Here is a 20,481-nt window from a genome sequence, read left to right on the forward strand (position 1 = left end):
GGCTGCCCCGGTCAGGGCAGGACGGGCGGTGTCTTCGCCGGGGTGGATTCCAGCGAGGCCAGGGCCGACGCCACCGCAGCGTCGAGCTGGACGTCACGGGCGGCCGCGTAGTCCTGCGGGGCGCACACCACCTCGACGTCGGGGTCGACGCCGTGGTTCTCCACGCCCCACCCGTAACCCTCCAGCCAGAAGGCGTACTTGGGCTGGGTGACGAGCGTCCCGTCGACGAGCCGGTAGCGGCTGTCGATCCCGATCGTCCCGCCCCAGGTGCGCGTCCCCACCACCGGCCCGATGCCGAGCGCCTTGATCGCCGCGTTGACGATGTCCCCGTCCGACCCGGAGAACTCGTTGGCGACGGCGACGACCGGCCCCCGCGGCGCGTCCTCCGGATAGCTGGACGCGCGCATGCCGCGCGGCAGGTCCCAGCCGACGATGCGCCGGGCGAGCTTCTCGACGACCAGCTGGGAGGTGTGGCCGCCCCGGTTCTCCCGGACGTCCACGATCAGCCCCTCCCGGGCCACCTCGACCCGCAGGTCGCGGTGGATCTGCGCCCAGCCGGGCGCCTGCATGTCGGGCACGTGCAGGTAGCCCAGCCGGCCGCCGGAGGCCTCGTGCACGTACGCCCGCCGGTCGGCGACCCACGCGTGGTAGCGCAGCGCCTCCTCGTCGGCGACGGGGACGACGACGGCGTGCCGCGGCTCACCCCCGCCGGACGGCGAGATCGTCAGCTCGACGACCTTGCCGGCCGTGCCGATCAGCAGCGGCCCGGGCCCGGTGACCGGGTCCACCGGCTGCCCGCCGACGGCGACGATCGCATCCCCGGCGCGCACCGCGACGCCGGGCGCGGCGAGCGGGGAGCGGGCGTCGGGGTCGGAGGTCTCCGAGGGCAGCACCCGGTCGATGCGCCAACTGCCGTCCGCGTGGCGGGAGATGTCCGCGCCGAGCAGGCCCTGCCGGGCCCCGCCGCCGTGGCCGCCGCGCGGGGAGACGTAGGCGTGCGAGGTGCCGAGCTCGCCGTGCACCTCCCACAGCAGGTCGACGAGGTCGTCGTGGGTCGCGACCCGCTCCAGCACGGGGCGGTAGCGGTCGAGGACGCCGTCCCAGTCGACGCCGCCGAGGTCGGGCCGCCAGAAGTTGTCCCGCATGATCCGGCCGGTCTCGTCGTACATCTGCCGCCACTCGGCGGACGGGTCCACGACGCGGCGGATCCGGCCGAGGTCGACGGTGACGTTGCTGTCGCTGTCCTCGTCGCCGGAGGCGCGCCGGTCGCTGGGGACGACCTTGAGCTTGCCGTCGGTCCACAACAGCAGCCGCTTGCCGTCGCCGCTGACCTCGAAGCGGTCGGCGTCGCCCGCGAGGTGCTCGATGCGCAGGTGGACGAGGTCGTAGCGCTCCAGCTCGGTGTCCGGGCCGGGGTCGTCGGGGTTGGCGCGGGATGCGCCGAGGACGCCGTGCACGGGATGCCGCAGCCACAGCACGCCGTCCTTCGCCGCGGCGAGCCCGGAGTAGCGGCCCGCCTCGACCGGGAAGGGCACTATCCGGTCGGCGAGGCCCTCGAGGTCGATACGGGTGGTGGGGGTGCCCTCGCTGTCGGGCGTCTCCTCCTTGTCGGGCGCCTCGAACGGCTTGCCGTGCCGCTGCGGCCCGAACGGCGAGGGGGTGGTCGCCGCGAGCGTGATGAGGTGCGGGCGGGCGCCGGCCACGAAGGAGAGGTCGAAGACGTGCTCGTCGTAGACCGGGTCGAAGGCGCGCGTGGAGAGGAACGCGAGGTGCTTGCCGTCGAGGGTGAAGGCCGGCGCGTAGTCGCGGAAGCGCAGCGGCGTCGCCTCGGTGACCGACAGGTCGGTGACATTGGCGAGCTTGAGCTGGCTGAGCGGGCGCGGGCCGGGGTGCGACCAGGCGAGCCAGGCCGAGTCCGGTGAGAAGACCAGGTCGGACACCTCGCCGTCGGGGCTGCTGTCGACCTCGCGGACCTCCCCGGTCTCCCGCTCGACGAGCAGCAGCCGTCCGTCGTGCGCGGCGACGGCGGCCCGGCTGCCGTCGGGCGCCATGGCGAGCTCGAGGACCCGGCCGAGCCGTCCGGCGGCGAGCCGGCGCGGGGTGGCGCCCGGGGCGGGGCCGGTCGCCGGGGCGAACTCCAGCGCGTCCTCGCCCTCGGCGTCGGTCACCCACACCGCCCACTCCTCCCCCTCCGTGCGGAAGGTGCGCGGCAGCCGGGCGCGCACGCCGGGTTCGGCGGCGAGCGCCCGGGCGGGCCCGGAGCGGTGGGTGACCCAGTGGACGGCGCCGCGCACCTCGACGGCGCTGCCGCGCGCGGTGTGGTCGGGCGCGGCTCCGCCCAGCCAGCGGGAGGCAGCGACGGGGTAGGGACGGCGGTCGGTGCGCTGGCCGCCGAGCCGGACGTCGAGGCGGCGCGGTTCGGCGCCGTCGAGGTCGTCGAGCAGCCACAGCTCGCCCGCGGACATGTACACGATGCGGGTGCCGTCGCCGGCGGCCTGACGTGCGTAGAGGCCGTCGAGGGGCGTGTGCCGACGCAGGTCGGAGCCGTCGGCGAGGGAGGAGTACAGGGCGCCCGTGCCCTCGTGGTCGGAGAGGAACGCGATGCGGTCCCCGGCCCACACCGGGCACTCGATGTTGCCGTCCAGCTCCTCGTGCAGCCGGACGAACTCCCCGTCGCCCTCCCGGTCGATCCACAGCTTGCCCGCGGTGCCGCCCCGGTAGCGCTTCCAGTGGGCGGCCTCGCGGCCCATCGGCGCGGACAGCAGCACGGTGTGCGGGCCGTGGGCGACCGTGCCGACCGGCCCGTACGGCAGGGTCGTCGCCGGTCCGCCGTCGACGGGGACGGCGCGGGCCCAGCTGCGGCGCAGGGTCGCCTGGTCGTAGGTGCTGACGGCGAGGACCCGGCCGTCCGGGGTCCAACCGCGCACCCGGGTCTGGGCGTTGCCCCAGTACGTCAGCCGGGTCGAGGGTCCGCCGTCGACGGAGGCGATGTGCACCTCGGGCGCGCCGTCACGGGTGGACGTCCAGGCGACGGTGGCGCCGTCTGGCGAGATGCGCGGCGAGGAGACCGGCATGTTGTCGGAGCTGACCCGCCAGGCGCGGCCGCCGTCGAGGGGGGCGAGCCACACGTCGTCCTCGGCGACGAAGGCGGCCAATTCGCCGTGCAGGTGCGGGAATCGGAGATATGCGGCAGGCGTCGCGGACTGGGTCACCGGATCACTGTATGCATCGATGGGCCCGCTGGTCAGGGGTTTACGTCACTTCCCCGTACCGCTCCCGCCGCTCCCGCCGCCCGTGCGGACGGTCTCGGTGACGGTGACCGTCACGGTGACGGTCGGCCGGGCGCCGGGGGCGGCGCTGCCGGACGGCTTGACCGGCGACGGCGTCGCGGACCCGCAGTCGCCGAGCCCGCTGACCCGGAACAGCTGCTTCCGGCCGACGGCCGCGGTGAGATCCCCCCGTACGCAGGCCCCGTCGACCGCCCGCGCGACCTGCCCCTTGACGGTGATGTCGCGTCCGTCGGCGGTCTTGCCCCGGCAGTCGACGGCGGCGACGGCGCCCGCCTTCTTCTCGTCCTCGTAGTGAGCCGTGCAGGTCAGCCAACGCACGTCCACGTCCCGCCGCTGGATCTCGGCCGTCACGGCCACGTCGGTGGTGTGCGCCACCGACATGGTGCTCAACCCGCCCGGCTCGCACCCCACGACACCGATCGCCGCGACCGCGACCGCCGTCACCGGAACCAGCCGAATACGCCTCAATGCCCCCATGGACGGCAGCGTGCCACTCGGGCGCACGGTGCGGTAGCCCGTATGCGGTCACGTTCCACGGCGTTCCACCGTGTTCTACCGTGGGCCCATGAGCGGCCGGCGGCACAGAACCCTCGTCGTGGACGAGACGACCGTCTACGGGTGGACGGTCCGGCACCGGCACGGCGACGGACAGCCGTGCCGGGAGATCCTCACTCTGCACCGGGACGGCCTGCGCACCCGCATCGTCTTCCGGGACGGCGAGGGCCGGTACTCGGGCGGCGGCGGATACGGGGCGCACAGCGGCGGGGTGGGCGATCGCCGCCATCACCTCAACCTCCACGAACCCGGAGTGGTGCGCGCCTTCGTCGACGAGGCCGTCCGGCGCGGACTGCTGCCGCCGGACGGGGGGTTGGACGGGGAGCTGGACGGCTGGGAGCTGTTCACCGCCGTCGCGCTCAGCCGCGCAGCAGGAGCCACTCCTGAAGCTCCACCAGGTTCCCCTCCGGGTCCTTGAGGTGGGCGACGCGCATCCGGTCGGTCATCGGGGCGGGGCCGTGGATCAGTGCGGCGCCGCGAGCGGTGACGCCCGCGCAGTAGGCGTCCAGGTCGTCGACGCGCAGCACCACCAGAGAGCGGTGCCCGTTCGCCGCGTCGCCCAGCTCACCGAGCACCTCCGCCATCATCGCGCGGTCCTGGATCGCGATGCCCGCCGACCCGGTGGCGGGGCTGAACTTCTCGTACGGCCCCTGCTCCGCCCCCGACTGCGGCTTCAACCCGAGAACGTCGGCATAGAACCGGTAACAGAGCGCGAAGTCCGAGACCAGCAGCCTGACTTGGACAAGTTCCACATGGACCTCCGAAGGACGGGCGAACAAGCGACCGCCGACCGGCCGGGCCGCCGCACGAGCGGGCGAGCGGAAGACGGGCGGCGAACGGCGGAGCGAACGGGCGGCCGACAACCGACAGCCGGACGGGCAGACGGCATGCGGGCGGGGCGAGCAGACGGACATGCGGGCCCACACCGAACCAGACGCCACTGCCGACAAACGGACTGCGGCGGGCCGGACGGCGCAGCACACGGGCAGGCCGCCAACAGCCGGACGGGGCGAGCAGGCGGACAGGCGAGCAGGCGGACAGCCGACCGGCATGCAGGCGGGCAACCGACATGGCGGGCGGGCGGCGGCATGCGCGGGCCGTCAGGACCAGCGGCCGGTGCGGCCGAGGACGAGGGCCGCGGCCGCCGTGCCGGCGGTCGAGGTGCGCAGCACGCTCCGGCCCAGCCGGTACGCCTTCGCGCCCGCCTCCTCGAACAGCGCCAGCTCCTCCGGCGACACGCCCCCCTCGGGACCCACGACGAGCACGATCTCGCCCTCGGCGGGGAGTTCGGCGGCGGCCAGCGGCTCGCTGCCGTAGTCGCGGTCCTCGTGCAGGACGGCGGCGAAGTCGGCCCGGGCGAGCAGTGCGGCCACCTGGCGGGCGGTCGACGCCTCCGCGACCTCGGGGAAGCGGACCCGGCGGGACTGCTTGCCGGCCTCGCGGGCGGTGGCCCGCCACTTGGCGAGCGCCTTGGCGCCGCGCTCGCCCTTCCACTGGGTGACGCAGCGCGCGGCCGCCCACGGCACGATCGCGTCGACGCCGGTCTCGGTCATCGTCTCGACGGCCAGCTCGCCCCGGTCGCCCTTGGGCAGGGCCTGTACGACGGTGATCCGGGGCGTCTCGACGGGCTCCTCGACCGTCTCGCCCAGCCGCACGACCAGCCGGTCCTTGCCCTCGGCGGCGACGACCTCGGCCTGCGCCCAGCGTCCGGCGCCGTCGGTGAGGACGACGTCCTCTCCGGCCCGCAGCCGCTTCACCGAGACGGCGTGCCGGCCTTCCGGCCCGTCCAGCACGAACTCCGTCCGGCCGTGCGGGAGTTCGTGCGGGAGTTCGTCGACGACGAAGACGGGGGCGGTCATCGGGCACCGCCCTCGCCGGGTGCGAAGCCCTGTGACAACGCTGTCCGCGCCGCGGCGAGTTCGGACATCAGTACCTCCACCAGTCGGCCGGCGGGCAGTTCGCGGGCCATCCGGTGGCCCTGCCCCGCCCACAGCGCCATCCCCTGGGCGTCCCCCGCCTTGGCCGCCGCCTTGCGCAGCGGCACGGTGAGGTGGTGCACCTCCGGGTAGGCGGCGGGCGCGTACGGGCCGTGCTCGCGCAGGAAGCGGTTGACCAGGCCGCGGGCCGGGCGGCCGGAGAAGGCGCGGGTCAGCTCGGTGCGCACGAACAGGGGGTTGGTCAGTGCCTGCTTGTGCACGGCGTGCGCGCCGGACTCGGGTGTGGCGAGGAACGCGGTGCCCAGCTGGGCCGCGCTCGCGCCCGCCGCGAGGACCGCGGCGATCTGGCTGCCGCGCATGATGCCGCCGGCGGCGACGATCGGCAGGCTCACGGACTCCCGGACCTGGGCGACCAGGGAGAGCAGACCGATGCCGCAGCCGTCGTTCTCGGGGTTGTCCCGGTGGCTGCCCTGGTGTCCGCCGGCCTCCACGCCCTGCACGACGACCGCGTCCGCCCCGGCCCGCTCCACCGCGAGGGCCTCCTCGGTGGTGGTCGCCGTGACCAGCGTGAACGTTCCCGCGCGGCGCAGCGCCTCCAGGGTCTCGCCGCTCGGGACGCCGAAGTGGAAGGACACGACCGGCACCGGGTTGTCCAGCAGCACCGCGAGTTTGGGGTCGTACCCGTCGTCGCGGCCGCTGTCCGGATCGCCGAGCTCCGTGTCGTACCAGACAACCTCACCGGCCAGCTGGTGGGCGTAGACGTCGACGGCGCCGGCAGCGGGGGGCGCGGCGACAGCCGCTCCGGTGGAGCCGGTGCTCGCACCGGGGTACTCGGGCTGCGGCATGAGCAGGTTGACGCCGAAGGGGCGGCCGGTGAGGCTCCGCAGCTGCTTGATGTCCTGGTACACGCCGTCGGCCGTCTTGTACCCGGCCGCGAGGAAACCGAGGCCGCCCGCCTCGGACACGGCGGCCGCGAGCTGCGGGAGGGAGACACCGCCCGCCATGGGGGCCTGCACGATCGGGTGTGGGAAGAGATCGGTCAGCGCGGAGGACATGACGGCATGTTGTCACGTCCTCCGAACAAGTCCGAATCAACCCTTCCCCCTGGCATCCGGTGTCACCGTCAGCCCGTCCGGCGCTTGAGGACGAGGCCCTTTCGGGGCCGAAAGCGGGGGTCCGGGGGCGCGGCCCCCGGGGACGGGAAAGGGAAGGGGCGGCGGGGGCGGAAACAGCCCGCCGCACCCCCACCCGTCACCGCCCGTTGAAGGCGTCCTTCAGCCGTGAGAACAGCCCCTGCTGCCCGGGCTGGAACTGCCCCGTGGGCCGCTCCTCGCCCCGCAGCTTCGCCAGCTCCCGCAACAGCCGCTCCTGCTCGGGATCCAGCTTCGTCGGCGTCTGCACCTCGACGTGCACGATGAGGTCGCCGCGCCCGCCGCCGCGCAGATGCGTGACGCCCCGGGAGTGCAGGGGGATCGACTGACCGGACTGGGTGCCGGGCCGGATGTCGACCTCCTCCAGGCCGTCCAGCGTCTCCAGCGGCACCTTCGTGCCCAGGGCCGCCGCCGTCATCGGCAGGGTCACCGTGCAGTGCAGGTCGTCGCCGCGCCGCTGGAACTGCGCGTGCGGCAGTTCGTGGATCTCCACGTACAGGTCGCCGGCGGGGCCGCCGCCGGGGCCGACCTCGCCCTCGCCCGCGAGCTGGATGCGGGTGCCGTTGTCGACGCCGGCCGGGATCTTCACCGTCAGCGTGCGACGGGAACGGACCCGGCCGTCGCCGGCGCACTCCGGGCACGGGGTCGGCACGACGGTGCCGAAGCCCTGGCACTGCGGACACGGCCGCGAGGTCATGACCTGGCCCAGGAAGGACCGGGTCACCTGCGACACCTCGCCGCGGCCGCGGCACATGTCGCACGTCTGGGCGCTGGTGCCGGGGGCGGCGCCCTCGCCGCTGCACGTCGTGCAGACGATCGCCGTGTCGACCTGGAGGTCCTTCGTGGTGCCGAAGGCGGCCTCCTCGAGGTCGATCTCCAGCCGGATCATCGCGTCCTGGCCGCGCCGGGTGCGCGAGCGCGGCCCGCGCTGCGACGCCGTGCCGAAGAACGCGTCCATGATGTCGGAGAAGTTGCCGAAGCCACCCGCCCCGAAGCCGCCGGCGCCACCGCCGCCCGCCTGGGACAGCGGGTCGCCGCCGAGGTCGTAGACCTGCTTCTTCTGCGGGTCCGACAACACCTCGTAGGCGGCGTTGATCTCCTTGAACCGCTCCTGGGTCTTCGGGTCCGGGTTGACGTCCGGGTGCAGCTCGCGCGCGAGCCTCCGGAAGGCCTTCTTGATCTCTTCCTGCGACGCGTCGCGGCGCACGCCGAGGACGGCGTAGTAGTCCGTGGCCACTTACGACTCCGCCAGGATCTGTCCGACGTACCGTGCCACCGCTCGTACCGCTCCCATCGTTCCCGGGTAATCCATGCGGGTCGGTCCGACCACGCCGAGTTTGGCGACTGCCTCGCCGCCCGAACCGTAGCCGACCGACACCACCGAAGTGGAGTTGAGCCCCTCATAGGCGTTCTCGTGACCGATGCGTACGGTCATGCCCGAATCCCCCGCCTCGCCAAGGAGCTTGAGGAGCACGACCTGCTCCTCGAGGGCCTCCAGGACGGGCCGGATGGTGAGGGGAAAGTCATGTCCGAAGCGGGTGAGATTGGCGGTTCCGCCGATCATCAGCCGCTCCTCGTTCTCTTCGACGAGCGTCTCCAGCAGGGTGGAGAGCACCGTCGTGACGGTGCCGCGGTCCTCGGCCTCGAAGGCCTCCGGCAGATCCTCCACCAGCCGCGGCACGTCCGAGAACCGGCGGCCGGCCACGCGGCTGTTGAGCCGCGCGCGCAGATCCGCCAGCGAGGACTCCCCGAACGGCGCCGGGCAGTCCACCAGCCGCTGCTCGACCCGACCGGTGTCCGTGATCAGCACCAGCATCAGGCGGGCGGGCGCGAGCGAGAGGAGCTCCACGTGCCGCACGGTCGAACGGGTCAGCGACGGGTACTGCACGACGGCGACCTGCCGGGTGAGCTGCGCGAGCAGCCGTACCGTCCGCGCCACGACGTCGTCGAGGTCGACCGCGCCGTCCAGGAAGTTCTGGATGGCGCGCCGCTCGGGGCCGGTCATCGGCTTGACGCCGGCCAGTTTGTCGACGAAGAGCCGGTAGCCCTTGTCCGTGGGGATGCGCCCGGCGCTGGTGTGCGGCTGGGCGATGTACCCCTCGTCCTCCAGGGCGGCCATGTCGTTGCGGACCGTCGCCGGGGAGACGCCGAGGTTGTGCCGCTCGGTGAGCGCCTTGGAGCCCACGGGCTCCTCGGTGCCGACGTAGTCCTGGACGATGGCGCGCAGCACCTGGAGCCTGCGTTCACTCAGCATCGCGCGCACACCTCCAGAATTTCGTCCCCCAGTCCCCTGGGCCCTCGCGTTTGGCACTCTTCACATGCGAGTGCCAGCGTTCCCCGGCCAGTGTACGGCTGTGGGGTACACCCGGGGCAAGGTCGTGCCCGGCATGGATGCCGTGCGGTTAGCGTCGCGGGATGACAATGACTTGGGAAGAGCTGGGATGGGAGCGGGTCGCGGCCGGAGTGGGCCGGTGCCGGCTGCCGGGCTGGGACTGCACGGTGGGGCTGGTCGTCGGGGCGGGCGCGGCGCTCGTGATCGACGCCGGATCGACCCTGGCGGAGGGGTCGCTGCTGCGGGCGCAGAGTGAGGCGCTCGCCGGCGGGCGTGTGACTCATCTCGCGCTCACGCACCCCCATTTCGACCATGTGCTGGGTGCGGCGGCGTTCGCCGGCGCGGAGGTGTTCGGGGCGGTGGGCATCGACTCCGTGCGGGCCGACGAACTGAGGGAGGACGCGGTCCGGCAGGGCGTCGACGAGGCGGTGGCGACGGAGGCCGCGGACACGCTCGTCCGGCCCCGGCATTTCGTCTCCGGGGAGTGGACGCTCGACCTGGGCGCCGGCCGGCAGGTCCTGCTGGCGAACCTGGGCCCCGCACACTCCTCCCACGACCTGGTGGTCCTCGTCCCGGGTGCGGCGCCCGGCGAGCCCGAGACGGTCTTCTGCGGCGACCTGGTCGAGGAGTCCGGCGACCCGCAGGCCGGCCCGGACGCCGTTCCGTCGCGCTGGCCCGCCGCCCTCGACCGGCTCCTCGACCTCGGCGGCGAGGACGCGCGGTACGTGCCCGGTCACGGGGCCGTGGTGGACGCGGCGTTCGTGCGGGCGCAGCGGGACGCGCTCGCGGCGCGGTTCGGCGTGTCGCCGTAAGCCCGCAGCCGGGATTCTCCTATCGTCATCAGAATGCGCCAGTACTCCGCCGACCTGACCCCTCCCTGGAAGAAGCCGGCGCCGGTTCCCGAGGTCGCGGCGGAGCCCGGCCTGGTGGTGGAGGAGCCCGGCACCGGCTTCTGCGGCGCGGTGATCCGCTGCGAGGCGGGCACGGTGACCCTGGAGGACCGCTTCGGCAAGCACCGGGTGTTCCCGCTGGAGCCGCGCGGCTTCCTGCTGGAGGGCAGGGTTGTGACCCTCGTCAGACCGCCTTTTGGACCGGTACGTCCCACCCGTACCGCCTCCGGTTCGGTCGCCGTCCCCGGCGCCCGCGCCCGGGTCGCCCGCGCCGGCCGTATCTACGTCGAGGGCCGGCACGACGCCGAGCTGGTCGAGAAGGTGTGGGGCGACGACCTGCGCGTCGAGGGCGTGGTCGTGGAGTACCTGGAGGGGGTGGACGACCTGCCGTCGATCGTCGCCGAGTTCGGTCCCGGCCCGGACGCGAAGCTGGGCGTCCTGGTGGACCACCTGGTGCCGGGAACGAAGGAGTGGCGCATCGCGCAGTCGGTGACCAGCGAGCACGCCCTGGTCGTCGGACATCCGTACATCGACATCTGGGAGGCCGTGAAACCGGCGTCCCTGGGGATCGCGGGGTGGCCGCGGGTCCCGCACGGCCAGGACTGGAAGACGGGCGTGTGCCGGGCGCTGGGCTGGCCGTCGGAGAACACCGGGGCGGTGTGGCAGGCGCTCCTGAAGCGGGTGGAGTCCTACCGGGACCTGGAACCGGAACTGTTGGGATGTGTCGAGCGTCTCATCGACCACGTGACCGTGCCCTGAGCCCTGACGCATGCCGAGCCGTTGCTTCACCGGGACCGGTGGACTGCTCTCCGCCCGCGCGGAGGTGATCCGTCGATCAGTTCGTCCACGCGGCCGAGCAGGTCGTGCTCCCCGCTGTCGCGGGGGTTCGACCCCTCAGTCCACCAGGTCCCGCACCACCGCGTCCGCCAGCAACCGGCCCTGCAGGGTCAGCGCCGCCCGGCCCTCGTCGTAGGCCCCCTGCCGCAGCAGTCCTTCCGCGAGCGCCCGGACCGCGGCCGCGAGCCCCGCCTCCCGCAGCAGCGCCAGCGGAATGCCCTCCTTCAGCCGCAGCTCCAGCAGGATCCGCTCCACGCGGCGGTCCTCGTCCGACAGCAGCTCACGTCCCGCGCCGGGCGAGCGCCCGCCCGCCAGCGCCGCCGCGTACGCCCCCGGATGCTTGACGTTCCACCAGCGCACCCCGCCGACGTGCGAGTGCGCGCCCGGCCCCGCGCCCCACCAGTCGGCGCCGCGCCAGTACAGCTCGTTGTGCAGGCAGCGGGCCGCCCTCGACGTGGCCCAGTTGGAGACCTCGTACCAGTCGAAGCCCGCCGCCGACATCACCTCGTCCGCGATCAGATAGCGGTCGGCGTGCACGTCGTCGTCGGTCATCGGGACCTCGCCGCGGCGGATCCTCCGGGCCAGCTGGGTGCCCTCCTCGACGATCAGGGCGTACGCGCTGACATGGTCGGGTCCGGCGCCCAGGGCCGCCCCCAGCGAGGCCCGCCAGTCCTCGTCCGACTCGCCCGGAGTGCCGTAGATCAGGTCCAGGTTGACGTGGTCGAAGCCCGCCGCCCGCGCCTCCGCCACACACCGCTCGGGCCTGCCCGGCGTGTGCGTGCGGTCCAGCACCTTCAGCACGTGCTGCCGCGCGCTCTGCATGCCGAACGAGACCCGGTTGAAGCCGCCCTCGCGCAGCGCCGTCAGATAGGCGGGGTCGACGGACTCCGGGTTGGCCTCCGTCGTCACCTCGGCGTCCGCCGCGAGGCCGAACTCGTCGCGGATCGCGCCCAGCATCCGCACCAGGTCGGACGCGGCCAGCAGGGTCGGTGTGCCGCCGCCGACGAAGACCGTGCGGACCTCGCGCGGGTCGTCGCCGAGGACCTTGCGGGCCAGCCGGATCTCGTCGATCACGGTGTCGGCGTAGTTGTCGCGGGAGGCGAGGACCCCGCCGGTGCCGCGCAGCTCGGTCGCGGTGTAGGTGTTGAAGTCGCAGTACCCGCAGCGGGTCGCGCAGTACGGAACGTGCAGGTAGAACCCGAGGGGGCGGTCGGCGGCGCCGGCGAGCGCGGACGCCGGGAGCGCGCCGTCGCCGGGAACCGGCTCACCGTCGGGGAGTGCGGAAGGCATACGGCCCATTGTCCCGCACGCCCGCGGCGATCCTCGTCGGCACGGGTCCAGGACTGCGGCCGGGCCGCCTCAGCCCAGCAGTTCCGCCCCCAGCGGACGTCCCGGACCGGCGCCCGGCAGGACGTACGCCACCGCCGAGCCCCGCGTCTGGGTGAACGCGGACAGGTCGTCCTGTGCGGCCATCCGGCGCTGGACCCGGGCGAACAGCGCCGGATCCCGCATGAAGGCGAGGAACAGCAGGCCCTGGTCGGTGGGGCCGTCCGCGTAGGAGTAGCTGCGGCGCAGCATCCGGGCGCCGTCGTCGAGGCGCGGGCTCGCGACGCGCACGTGGGAACGCGGCGGCGTGGTGTGCCGGCCCTGAGCGTCCTTGGCGAGCGGGTCGACGTCGTCGTGCTCCGATCCTCCGTCGAGCGGGGCGCCGGTCGCGCGGCGGCGGCCGACGATCTCCTCCTGACGGTGCACGGCCAGCCGCGCGAAGTCCTCGACCCGCAGGTGGACGCGTCGCACGACGAGGTAGGTCGCGTCGCCCGACCACACCCAGCGCTCGCATTCCTCGGCGGTGGGGTTGGCGCTGCCGTTCTTGAATCCGAGCAGGTCGCGCGGGGTGCCGCCGCCGTCCGGGGAGGGCGGCAGGAAGCCCGCCTGACGCCAGCGCGGGCTCAGCGCGTCCCCCGCCAGCCGGGTCAGGGTGGCCGCGGTCGCCTCGGTGGCGTCGGACGAGTCGGCGCACAGTTGCACCAGCACGTCGCCGCCACAGCGGGCGGGGTCGAGCCGGTCGCCGGGGAACGCGGGCAGGTCGCGCAGGGCGTCGGGGACGCGCAGGCCGAGGCGGTCGGGCAGCCCGGGGCCGATGCCGAGCGTGACGGTGAGACGGGCCCCGCGGCCACCGCCGGCCTCCCTGCCCTCCCCGGCCTCCCTGCCCTCCGGGCCGATCTCCCGGGGTTCCTGGGGTTCCTGGGGTTCCTGGGGTTCCTCGGGCCCCTGGAGCCCCTCAAGGGCGCGGGTCCACCTCCCGAGCACCTCCTTCAGCTCCCGTGCGCCCGCCGTACCGCGCAGGGCGGGATCGAGGTCGTACGCGAGGATCAGCGCGGTGGCCTGTCGCGGGGTCGTCACCCCGGCCTGGCGGCGGCGCGCCGCGTGGGCCCCGGGCCCGGGCGCGCCCGCCGGCGCATCGGCCTCGCGGGTGCATGCGGTCGCGGCGGTCGCGGTCAGCCCGATCCCGGCGCCGGCGAGCAGGACGCGTCGGCGGGTTGGCGTGTCATCTGCGGCTTTCTTCGCCTTCGGCACAAAACGGGACCATACATGCGCGGAGCGCGCCCGGCCCGCGTCCCTCGCCGCCCGGCTCACGCCCTTCGCGGCCCCACTCCGACCAGCCACGCCCCCCGGGCCGCCCCCGCCCCAGGGCGCCGGGACCGCAGCGCCGCCGCCCCGACCACCAGCCGACCGACACCCGACCGCGGCATCCTCGCCGCCGCACCGGCTCCTTCGCCGCTGACCGCCGAGCCCTCCGCCCACTTATCGCGCCGACCATCACCCCGGCCGACCCGGGGACCGCCGACCCGCAGCCCCGACCACCAGCCGACCGACACCCGACCGCCGCCGGCACGCCTCGCCGCCGCCCCGGGCTCCTTCGGCCGTCTCGCCGGCAATCCGAGGGCCTGTTTCGGAAGTCCCGTCTGCCCGGCGTCGAGCGGCTCGCTACTGCGCCTGGAGCACCAGCAGGGCGAGGTCGTCGTCGGGCGGCTCCTCACCGAACTCATGCACCAGCTGCCGGATCCGGTCCGCGATCAGCTCCGCGTCCAGTCCCGTGCAGCCCGCCAGCGCCGTCGCGAGACCGTCCTCGTCGTCGAACTGGCGCAGTCCCGAGCGCCGTTCCGTCACGCCGTCGGTAACGCACAGCAGGCTGTCGCCGGGGTGCAGTTCCAGGCTGTCGCAGGTGTAGACGACGTCCTCGACGACCCCGAGAAGGGTCTGCGGGCGGCCGGCGGTGGCGACCGCGCCGTCCGGCCCGAGCAGCAGCGGCAGCGGGTGTCCGGCGGAGGCGAGCGTGCAGCGGATGCCGCCCTCGAAGGGCGCCAGTTCGCCGTACAGGAGCGACAGGAAGCGGGTCTGCGGGCCGTCCGCGGGACCGGCGGGGCCCACGAAGGCGCGGGCTGCTGCGTCGGCCGCCTCGGTCGCGTCGTCGAGGAGGAGCTGGTTGAGGCGGTCCAGCACATCAGGGACGCCGTACCCCTCGCGGGCCAGCAGCCGCAGCCAGGGCCGCGCCAGGCCGATGACGACGGCCGCCTCCGGGCCCTTCCCCTGGACGTCCCCCACGGCGAAGCACCAGCGGCCGTCGCCCGCCGGGAACAGGTCGTAGAAGTCGCCGCTCGGCCCGCCCTGCTCGCGCGGCTCGTAGACGAGGGCGCTGCACACGCCGGGGATCTGGGCGACCGCGCCGGGCAGCAGCCCGCGCTGCAGAACGGCGCTGATGGTGGCCTGGCGGGCGTACTGACGGGCCGCCCCGATGGCGAGCGCCACCCGGCGGCCGAGATCCTCCACGAGCCCGGTGACCTCGTCGGGGAAGACGCCCGGCCCGGCCCGTCCGAGGACCAGGGTGCCCAGCGGCCGGCCGCCGGCGATCAGCCGGTAGGCGAGCGAGGAGCCGTGCGGACCCAGCGCCGTCGCAGGCCAGGGATAGGGCTCCGGTCCCGAGCGGGGGCCGCCGTCGGGCGGGCACGGCGGGTCCTTCTCCAGGGCGCGGCGCAGCTCCTCGATGCGGTTCTCGCTGCTGTGCCAGACCCGGGCCAACCGCGGCCCCGGCCCGCCGGCCCAGTCGCCGCGGCCGCTGACCTCGTCCTCCAGCCACACCGCGCACCAGTCGGCGAGCCGCGGTACCAGCAGCTGGCCGGTCAGCGCGGCGACCAGGTCCTCGTCGAGCTGACCGGCGAGCAGGTCGGACGCCTCGGCGAGGAAGGAGAGGGCTCCGCGGTTCAGCCAGTTCGGGTCACCCCGCCGGTTCCCGCCGTTTTGGCCGTTCGGCTCGGGTTCGGGCGCGAGGACGTCGAGGAGACCGGTGAAATCGGCATGGCCTGGGTCGTGGCCGCATCCGTTGCCGTATCCGTTGCCGGGATCATGGCTGGGGTCGTGGTCGTGGCCGAGGCAGTCGTCGCACTCGGCGTCGGCCTCGCGCGCATCGCCGGTGAGGCCCGCGCCGTCGCCCGACAGGCCCAGCCCCTCGGCGGCCGTGGCCCCGCCGCCACCGGCGAAGCCCGACTCGGCGGACTCGATGGAATCGATGGTCTCGGCGGACGGCAGCAGCCGCGCCCAGACCGTCTTCGCTCCCCTGCGGTACGTGACGCCCCAGGCGTCCGCCAGCGTGGCGACCAGACGCAGGCCACGACCGTGCTCCGGCATGCCGTGGGGCGGATCGGGGGCGTGGTCGCGCGGGGTGCGGGAGGGGTGCCGGTCGCAGACCTCGACGACGACCGCGAGGTCGCCGTCGGGCGGGCCGGGCTCCGCCTCCAGCCGGCACACCAGCTCGACCTCGGTGCCGGCGTGGACCACGGCATTCGTGACGAGCTCGCTGACGACGAGTATCGCGTCCTCGGCAAGGCGCTCGCGCAGCTTCACGGCGCCGGGCAGGCCGGTCGCGGCCCACTCCGACAGTGCGACGCGGATGAGGTCTCGGGCGGTGCCGGGCGCGAGGGAACTGCCGGCCAGGATCGCGCGCGCGTGCGGGAGCCCACCCGCGCGCGCGGGCGCGCCGCCGGCCCGGGAGAGGGTCTCCCGTTGCGTCGGAATGGCTCCCATGCGCTGCTCCCCGGACGGTACGGATACCCACAGGGTGACAGACCGGTTCCGTCCATGAGCGCTGGGTCACCGAAGTGGGCCGCACGGAGCGAGAAGCGTGCTATGCGGGGGCATGCGTGTGCCCGTTGACGCACGATGACGCACGGTTGGGGTGGCATCCGAACATTCGGATGCCACCCCTCCACTTCTCACCGGCGTGGCGCCCGCGACACGCGCGAACTACGCCTCGCCCGAACTACGCCTCGTCCGAGCTGCACCTCACCCGAGCTGCACCTCACCCGAAACTACGCCTCGCGCGATCCGGCGTACATCTCGTCGATGAGGTGCTTGTACTCCCGCTCCACGACCGGCCGCTTGAGCTTCAGGCTGGGCGTGATCTCGCCGTGCTCGACGTCGAGGTCGCGGGGCAGCAGCCGGAACTTCTTGATGGTCTGCCAGCGCTGGAGGCCTTCGTTGAGCTGCTTGACGTAACCGTCGACGAGCTCGACGGTGACGGGCGCGGCCACGACCTCCGCGTACGACTTTCCGGCCAGGCCGTTGTCCTTCGCCCAGTCCAGGAGGGACGGCTCGTCGAGGGCGATGAGCGCCGTGCAGAAGTTCCGGTCGGCCCCGTGCACGAGGATGTTGGAGACGTACGGGCAGACCGCCTTGAACTGGCCCTCGACCTCGGCGGGCGCGATGTACTTGCCGCCGGACGTCTTGATGAGGTCCTTCTTGCGGTCGGTGATCCGCAGGTACCCGTCGGGCGACAGTTCGCCGATGTCGCCCGTGTGGAACCAGCCGTCGGCCTCGAGGACCTCGGCGGTCTTCTCGGGGAGCCCGTGGTAACCCTCCATGATGCCGGGGCCGCGCAGCAGGATCTCGCCGTCGTCGGCGATGCGCACCTCGGTGCCGGGCAGCGGCTTGCCGACCGTGCCGGTGCGGTAGGCCTCGCCCGGGTTGACGAAGGAGGCCGCGGAGGACTCCGTCAGGCCGTAGCCCTCGAGGATGTGGATGCCGGCGCCGGCGAAGAAGTAACCGATCTCCGGCGCGAGGGCCGCCGACCCGGAGACACAGGCGCGCAGGTTGCCGCCGAAGGCCTCGCGGATCTTGGCGAAGACGAGCGCGTCGGCGACCTTGTGCTTGGCGCCGAGCCCGAAGGGGACGGACGCGCTGCCGGTGCGCCGGAAGTTGTCCTGGGCGGCCTTGGCGTACTCCCGGGAGACCTCGGCGGCCCACTGGAAGATCTTGTACTTGGCCCCGCCGCCCGCGCGAGCCTTGGCGGCGACGCCGTTGTAGACCTTCTCGAAGATGCGCGGCACGGCGGCCATGTACGTCGGCCGGACGACCGGCAGGTTCTCGATGATCTTGTCGACGCGGCCGTCGACGGCGGTGACGTGGCCGACCTCGATCTGGCCGGAAGTGAGCACCTTGCCGAAGACGTGCGCGAGCGGCAGCCACAGGTACTGCACGTCATCGGGGCCGACCAGGCCGGTCGCGGCGATCGCCTTCGCCATGTACGACCAGTTGTCGTGCGGCAGACGCACACCCTTGGGACGGCCGGTGGTGCCGGAGGTGTAGATGAGGGTGGCGAGCTGGTCGGAGGTGATCGCGGCGACCCGCTCCTTGATCAGCCCGGCCTCCTTCTCCAGCCGGGCCGCGCCGCGCTTCTCGAGCTCGTCCAGGGTGAGGATCCAGTCGGCGGTCTCCACGCCGGCCGGGTCGATCACGACCACATGGGTGAGGTCGGGCAGCTCGGCGCGCTTCTCGACCGCCTTGGCGAGCTGGGCGGCGTCCTCGGCGATCAGCACCCGGCTCTCGGAGTCCGAGAGGATGAACGCGGACTCGTCGGCGTTGGTCTGCGGGTAGACGGTGGTGGTGGCGGCCCCGGCGCACATGATGCCGAGGTCGGCGAGGATCCACTCGAGGCGCGTGGAGCAGGCGAGTGCGACGCGCTGCTCGGACCGCACACCGAGCTCGATGAGGCCGGCCGCGATCGCGTAGACCCGTTCGGCGGCCTGCGCCCAGCTCAGCGTCTTCCAGGCGTCGGGTCCCTCGCCGGACGCGGCGGGCACGGGGTGGCGATAGGCCTCCGCGTCGGGCGTGGCCGCCACGCGCTCCAGGAAGAGGCCCGCGACGGACGGCGGACGGTTCTCGATCAGTGTCTGTGTGTCGCTCACGACATCCTCCGGGGCCCGCGACGGTGCGGCGGCTGGCTCGATGCGGCGTCGTTCGACGCGCGGCTGCTGTTGACGACGGCTCTTGTTGACGACGGCTGTGCTGGACGGCGGTGTAACTGGACGACGGTGTACTGGACGGCAGCGTGCTGAACGGCGGCTGTGTTCGGCTCAGCTGTTGTTCGGCTCAGCTGTTGTTTAACTCATGAGTAACTACCGAGCAGGCATCAGAGTAAAGGGCGACTGGCCAGCGCGTAAGGGTCTCCGGGCAGTCACTTTCTCCTGAGTACAGCCAAAGGGCCCGTCGCGCTACAGCACGACGGGCCCTCGGTACGCCCTGCACACCGGCCTACGGCGCGGCTACTTCTTGCCCTTGCCGGATCCCGCGCTGTCGTCACTGCTCAGGACGGCGATGAAGGCCTCCTGCGGAACCTCCACGGAACCCACCATCTTCATCCGCTTCTTGCCTTCCTTCTGCTTCTCCAGCAGCTTGCGCTTACGGGAGATGTCGCCGCCGTAGCACTTGGCGAGGACGTCCTTGCGGATGGCGCGGATGGTCTCGCGGGCGATGACCCGGGAGCCGACGGCCGCCTGGATCGGCACCTCGAAGGCCTGCCGCGGGATGAGTTCGCGCAGCTTGGCGACGAGCCGCACACCGTAGGCGTACGCGGCGTCCTTGTGGGTGACCGCCGAGAAGGCGTCCACCTTGTCGCCGTGCAGCAGGATGTCGACCTTGACCAGGCTGGAGGCCTGCTCGCCGGTGGGCTCGTAGTCCAGCGACGCGTAACCGCGCGTCTTGGACTTCAGCTGGTCGAAGAAGTCGAAGACGATCTCCGCGAGCGGCAGCGTGTAGCGGATCTCGACCCGGTCCTCGGAGAGGTAGTCCATGCCGAGCAGGGTGCCGCGCCGGGTCTGGCACAGCTCCATGATCGACCCGATGAACTCGGAGGGCGCGAGGATCGTGGCGCGTACGACGGGCTCGTAGACGTCGCTGATCTTGCCCTCGGGGAACTCGCTCGGGTTGGTGACGGTGTGCTCGCTGCCGTCCTCCATCACGACCCGGTAGACCACGTTGGGCGCGGTGGCGATGAGGTCGAGCCCGAACTCGCGCTCCAGCCGCTCCCGGATCACGTCGAGGTGCAGCAGACCGAGGAAGCCGACGCGGAAGCCGAAGCCGAGGGCGGCGGAGGTCTCCGGCTCGTAGACCAGCGCGGCGTCGTTGAGCTGGAGCTTGTCGAGCGCGTCGCGCAGCTCCGGGTAGTCCGAGCCGTCGAGGGGGTACAGGCCCGAGAACACCATCGGCTTGGGGTCCTTGTACCCGCCGAGGGCCTCGGTCGCGCCCTTGTGCAACGTGGTGATGGTGTCACCGACCTTGGACTGACGGACGTCCTTCACACCGGTGATCAGATAGCCGACCTCACCGACGCCGAGGCCGTCGGCCGACTTCATCTCCGGCGCGGACACGCCGATCTCGAGCAGCTCGTGTGTGGCGCCGGTGGACATCATCCGGATCCGCTCGCGCTTGTTGAGCTGGCCGTCGATGACACGCACGTACGTCACGACACCGCGGTAGGAGTCGTAGACCGAGTCGAAGATCATCGCGCGGGCGGGGGCGTCCTGGACGCCGACCGGAGCCGGGACGTCGGCGACGACCCGGTCCAGCAGCGCCTCGACGCCCAGACCGGTCTTGGCGGAGACCTTGAGCACGTCCGCGGGGTCGCAGCCGATGAGGTTGGCCAGCTCCTCGGAGAACTTCTCGGGCTGGGCGGCCGGCAGGTCGATCTTGTTCAGCACCGGGATGATCTTGAGGTCGTTCTCCATCGCCAGGTAGAGGTTGGCGAGAGTCTGGGCCTCGATGCCCTGGGCGGCGTCGACGAGGAGGACGGTGCCCTCACACGCGGCCAGCGACCGGGACACCTCGTACGTGAAGTCCACGTGCCCGGGGGTGTCGATCATGTTGAGGATGTGGGTCCTGCCCGGGTCCTCGGTCGGGGCCCAGGGCAGCCGGACCGCCTGGGACTTGATCGTGATGCCGCGCTCACGCTCGATGTCCATGCGGTCGAGGTACTGAGCACGCATCTGCCGCTGATCGACCACTCCGGTCAGCTGGAGCATGCGGTCGGCGAGCGTGGACTTGCCGTGGTCGATGTGCGCGATGATGCAGAAATTACGGATCAGAGCCGGGTCGGTACGGCTCGGCTCGGGCACATTGTTAGGAGTCGCGGGCACGCAGGGTCCTGTCTCTTGAGGC

Annotated in this window: 15 protein-coding genes; 3 read left to right on the top strand and 12 right to left on the bottom strand. The window is 73.0% G+C overall.

The window, feature by feature from the left end; genetic code table 11:
* Positions 1–11: 11 nt before the first annotated feature.
* Complete coding sequence (locus QA802_RS14785) at positions 12–3,212, bottom strand: S41 family peptidase (RefSeq protein WP_334522234.1); 3,201 nt, start codon at positions 3,210–3,212, stop codon at positions 12–14.
* Between the two features lie 45 nt (positions 3,213–3,257).
* The gene (locus QA802_RS14790) at positions 3,258–3,767 is read right to left on the bottom strand and encodes a hypothetical protein (RefSeq protein ID WP_334522237.1); all 510 of its coding nucleotides are present in this window, start codon (positions 3,765–3,767) and stop codon (positions 3,258–3,260) included.
* 88 nt (positions 3,768–3,855) lie between these two features.
* Between QA802_RS14790 and QA802_RS14795 the strand changes: the two genes are divergently transcribed.
* Entirely contained in the window at positions 3,856–4,263 is a 408-nt protein-coding gene (locus tag QA802_RS14795; RefSeq protein WP_334522239.1) for a hypothetical protein, read from the top strand.
* Here the strand turns inward: QA802_RS14795 and QA802_RS14800 are convergent.
* The 5 genes from QA802_RS14800 to hrcA form a co-directional block, all read right to left on the bottom strand.
* Positions 4,205–4,597, bottom strand: coding sequence for a VOC family protein (locus QA802_RS14800; RefSeq protein ID WP_334522242.1), 393 nt, complete (start codon positions 4,595–4,597; stop codon positions 4,205–4,207). The genes QA802_RS14795 and QA802_RS14800 overlap by 59 nt on opposite strands.
* 348 nt (positions 4,598–4,945) lie before the next feature.
* Positions 4,946–5,704, bottom strand: coding sequence for a 16S rRNA (uracil(1498)-N(3))-methyltransferase (locus QA802_RS14805; RefSeq protein WP_319168456.1), 759 nt, complete (start codon positions 5,702–5,704; stop codon positions 4,946–4,948).
* Entirely contained in the window at positions 5,701–6,837 is a 1,137-nt protein-coding gene (locus QA802_RS14810) for a nitronate monooxygenase (protein WP_334522246.1), read from the bottom strand. The genes QA802_RS14805 and QA802_RS14810 overlap by 4 nt, the downstream gene beginning before the upstream one ends.
* A gap of 196 nt (positions 6,838–7,033) precedes the next feature.
* On the bottom strand, positions 7,034–8,170 hold the full coding sequence (dnaJ, locus tag QA802_RS14815) for a molecular chaperone DnaJ (protein WP_319281708.1): 1,137 nt from the start codon (positions 8,168–8,170) through the stop codon (positions 7,034–7,036).
* Positions 8,171–9,187, bottom strand: a complete 1,017-nt coding sequence (hrcA, locus tag QA802_RS14820; RefSeq protein WP_306952350.1) for a heat-inducible transcriptional repressor HrcA — start codon at positions 9,185–9,187, stop codon at positions 8,171–8,173.
* A gap of 161 nt (positions 9,188–9,348) precedes the next feature.
* Here hrcA and QA802_RS14825 point away from each other — a divergent pair, with 161 nt between their 5' ends.
* Together QA802_RS14825 and QA802_RS14830 are read left to right on the top strand one after the other, a co-directional pair.
* A complete protein-coding gene (locus QA802_RS14825; protein WP_334522252.1) occupies positions 9,349–10,077 on the top strand; it encodes an MBL fold metallo-hydrolase in 729 nt (242 codons plus the stop codon).
* 33 nt (positions 10,078–10,110) lie between these two features.
* The gene (locus QA802_RS14830; protein ID WP_334522255.1) at positions 10,111–10,914 is read left to right on the top strand and encodes a DUF3097 domain-containing protein; all 804 of its coding nucleotides are present in this window, start codon (positions 10,111–10,113) and stop codon (positions 10,912–10,914) included.
* Positions 10,915–11,049: 135 nt separating this feature from the next.
* Here QA802_RS14830 and hemW read toward each other — a convergent pair whose 3' ends face one another.
* The 5 genes from hemW to lepA all read right to left on the bottom strand — a co-directional run bounded on the left by hemW (position 11,050) and on the right by lepA (position 20,459).
* Positions 11,050–12,282, bottom strand: a complete 1,233-nt coding sequence (gene hemW, locus QA802_RS14835; RefSeq protein ID WP_334522258.1) for a radical SAM family heme chaperone HemW — start codon at positions 12,280–12,282, stop codon at positions 11,050–11,052.
* 69 nt (positions 12,283–12,351) lie between these two features.
* On the bottom strand, positions 12,352–13,569 hold the full coding sequence (locus QA802_RS14840) for a Dyp-type peroxidase (protein WP_334522261.1): 1,218 nt from the start codon (positions 13,567–13,569) through the stop codon (positions 12,352–12,354).
* A 411-nt stretch (positions 13,570–13,980) separates the two neighbouring features.
* A complete protein-coding gene (locus QA802_RS14845; protein ID WP_334522264.1) occupies positions 13,981–16,074 on the bottom strand; it encodes a SpoIIE family protein phosphatase in 2,094 nt (697 codons plus the stop codon).
* A gap of 284 nt (positions 16,075–16,358) precedes the next feature.
* Positions 16,359–18,233 (bottom strand): AMP-dependent synthetase/ligase, encoded by a 1,875-nt coding sequence (locus tag QA802_RS14850; protein ID WP_334522267.1) that lies wholly within the window; start codon positions 18,231–18,233, stop codon positions 16,359–16,361.
* A 357-nt stretch (positions 18,234–18,590) separates the two neighbouring features.
* Positions 18,591–20,459 carry a translation elongation factor 4 gene (lepA, locus tag QA802_RS14855; RefSeq protein WP_334522270.1) on the bottom strand — a complete coding sequence of 623 codons (1,869 nt, stop codon included), beginning with the start codon at positions 20,457–20,459 and terminating at the stop codon, positions 18,591–18,593.
* Between the last annotated feature and the right edge of the window lie 22 nt (positions 20,460–20,481).

This window comes from Streptomyces sp. B21-105, assembly GCF_036898465.1.
In the GTDB taxonomy this organism is placed as follows: Bacteria; Actinomycetota; Actinomycetes; order Streptomycetales; family Streptomycetaceae; genus Streptomyces.

Excerpts from the sequence above, each read along its gene's own strand:
- QA802_RS14830 (WP_334522255.1), top strand. The coding sequence starts at position 10,111 with ATGCGCCAGTACTCCGCCGACCTGACCCCTCCCTGGAAGAAGCCGGCG.
- QA802_RS14790 (WP_334522237.1), bottom strand. The coding sequence starts at position 3,767 with ATGGGGGCATTGAGGCGTATTCGGCTGGTTCCGGTGACGGCGGTCGCG.
- QA802_RS14805 (WP_319168456.1), bottom strand. The coding sequence starts at position 5,704 with ATGACCGCCCCCGTCTTCGTCGTCGACGAACTCCCGCACGAACTCCCG.
- hemW (WP_334522258.1), bottom strand. The coding sequence starts at position 12,282 with ATGCCTTCCGCACTCCCCGACGGTGAGCCGGTTCCCGGCGACGGCGCG.
- QA802_RS14795 (WP_334522239.1), top strand. The coding sequence starts at position 3,856 with ATGAGCGGCCGGCGGCACAGAACCCTCGTCGTGGACGAGACGACCGTC.
- QA802_RS14825 (WP_334522252.1), top strand. The coding sequence starts at position 9,349 with ATGACAATGACTTGGGAAGAGCTGGGATGGGAGCGGGTCGCGGCCGGA.
- hrcA (WP_306952350.1), bottom strand. The coding sequence starts at position 9,187 with ATGCTGAGTGAACGCAGGCTCCAGGTGCTGCGCGCCATCGTCCAGGAC.
- QA802_RS14845 (WP_334522264.1), bottom strand. The coding sequence starts at position 16,074 with ATGGGAGCCATTCCGACGCAACGGGAGACCCTCTCCCGGGCCGGCGGC.
- QA802_RS14810 (WP_334522246.1), bottom strand. The coding sequence starts at position 6,837 with ATGTCCTCCGCGCTGACCGATCTCTTCCCACACCCGATCGTGCAGGCC.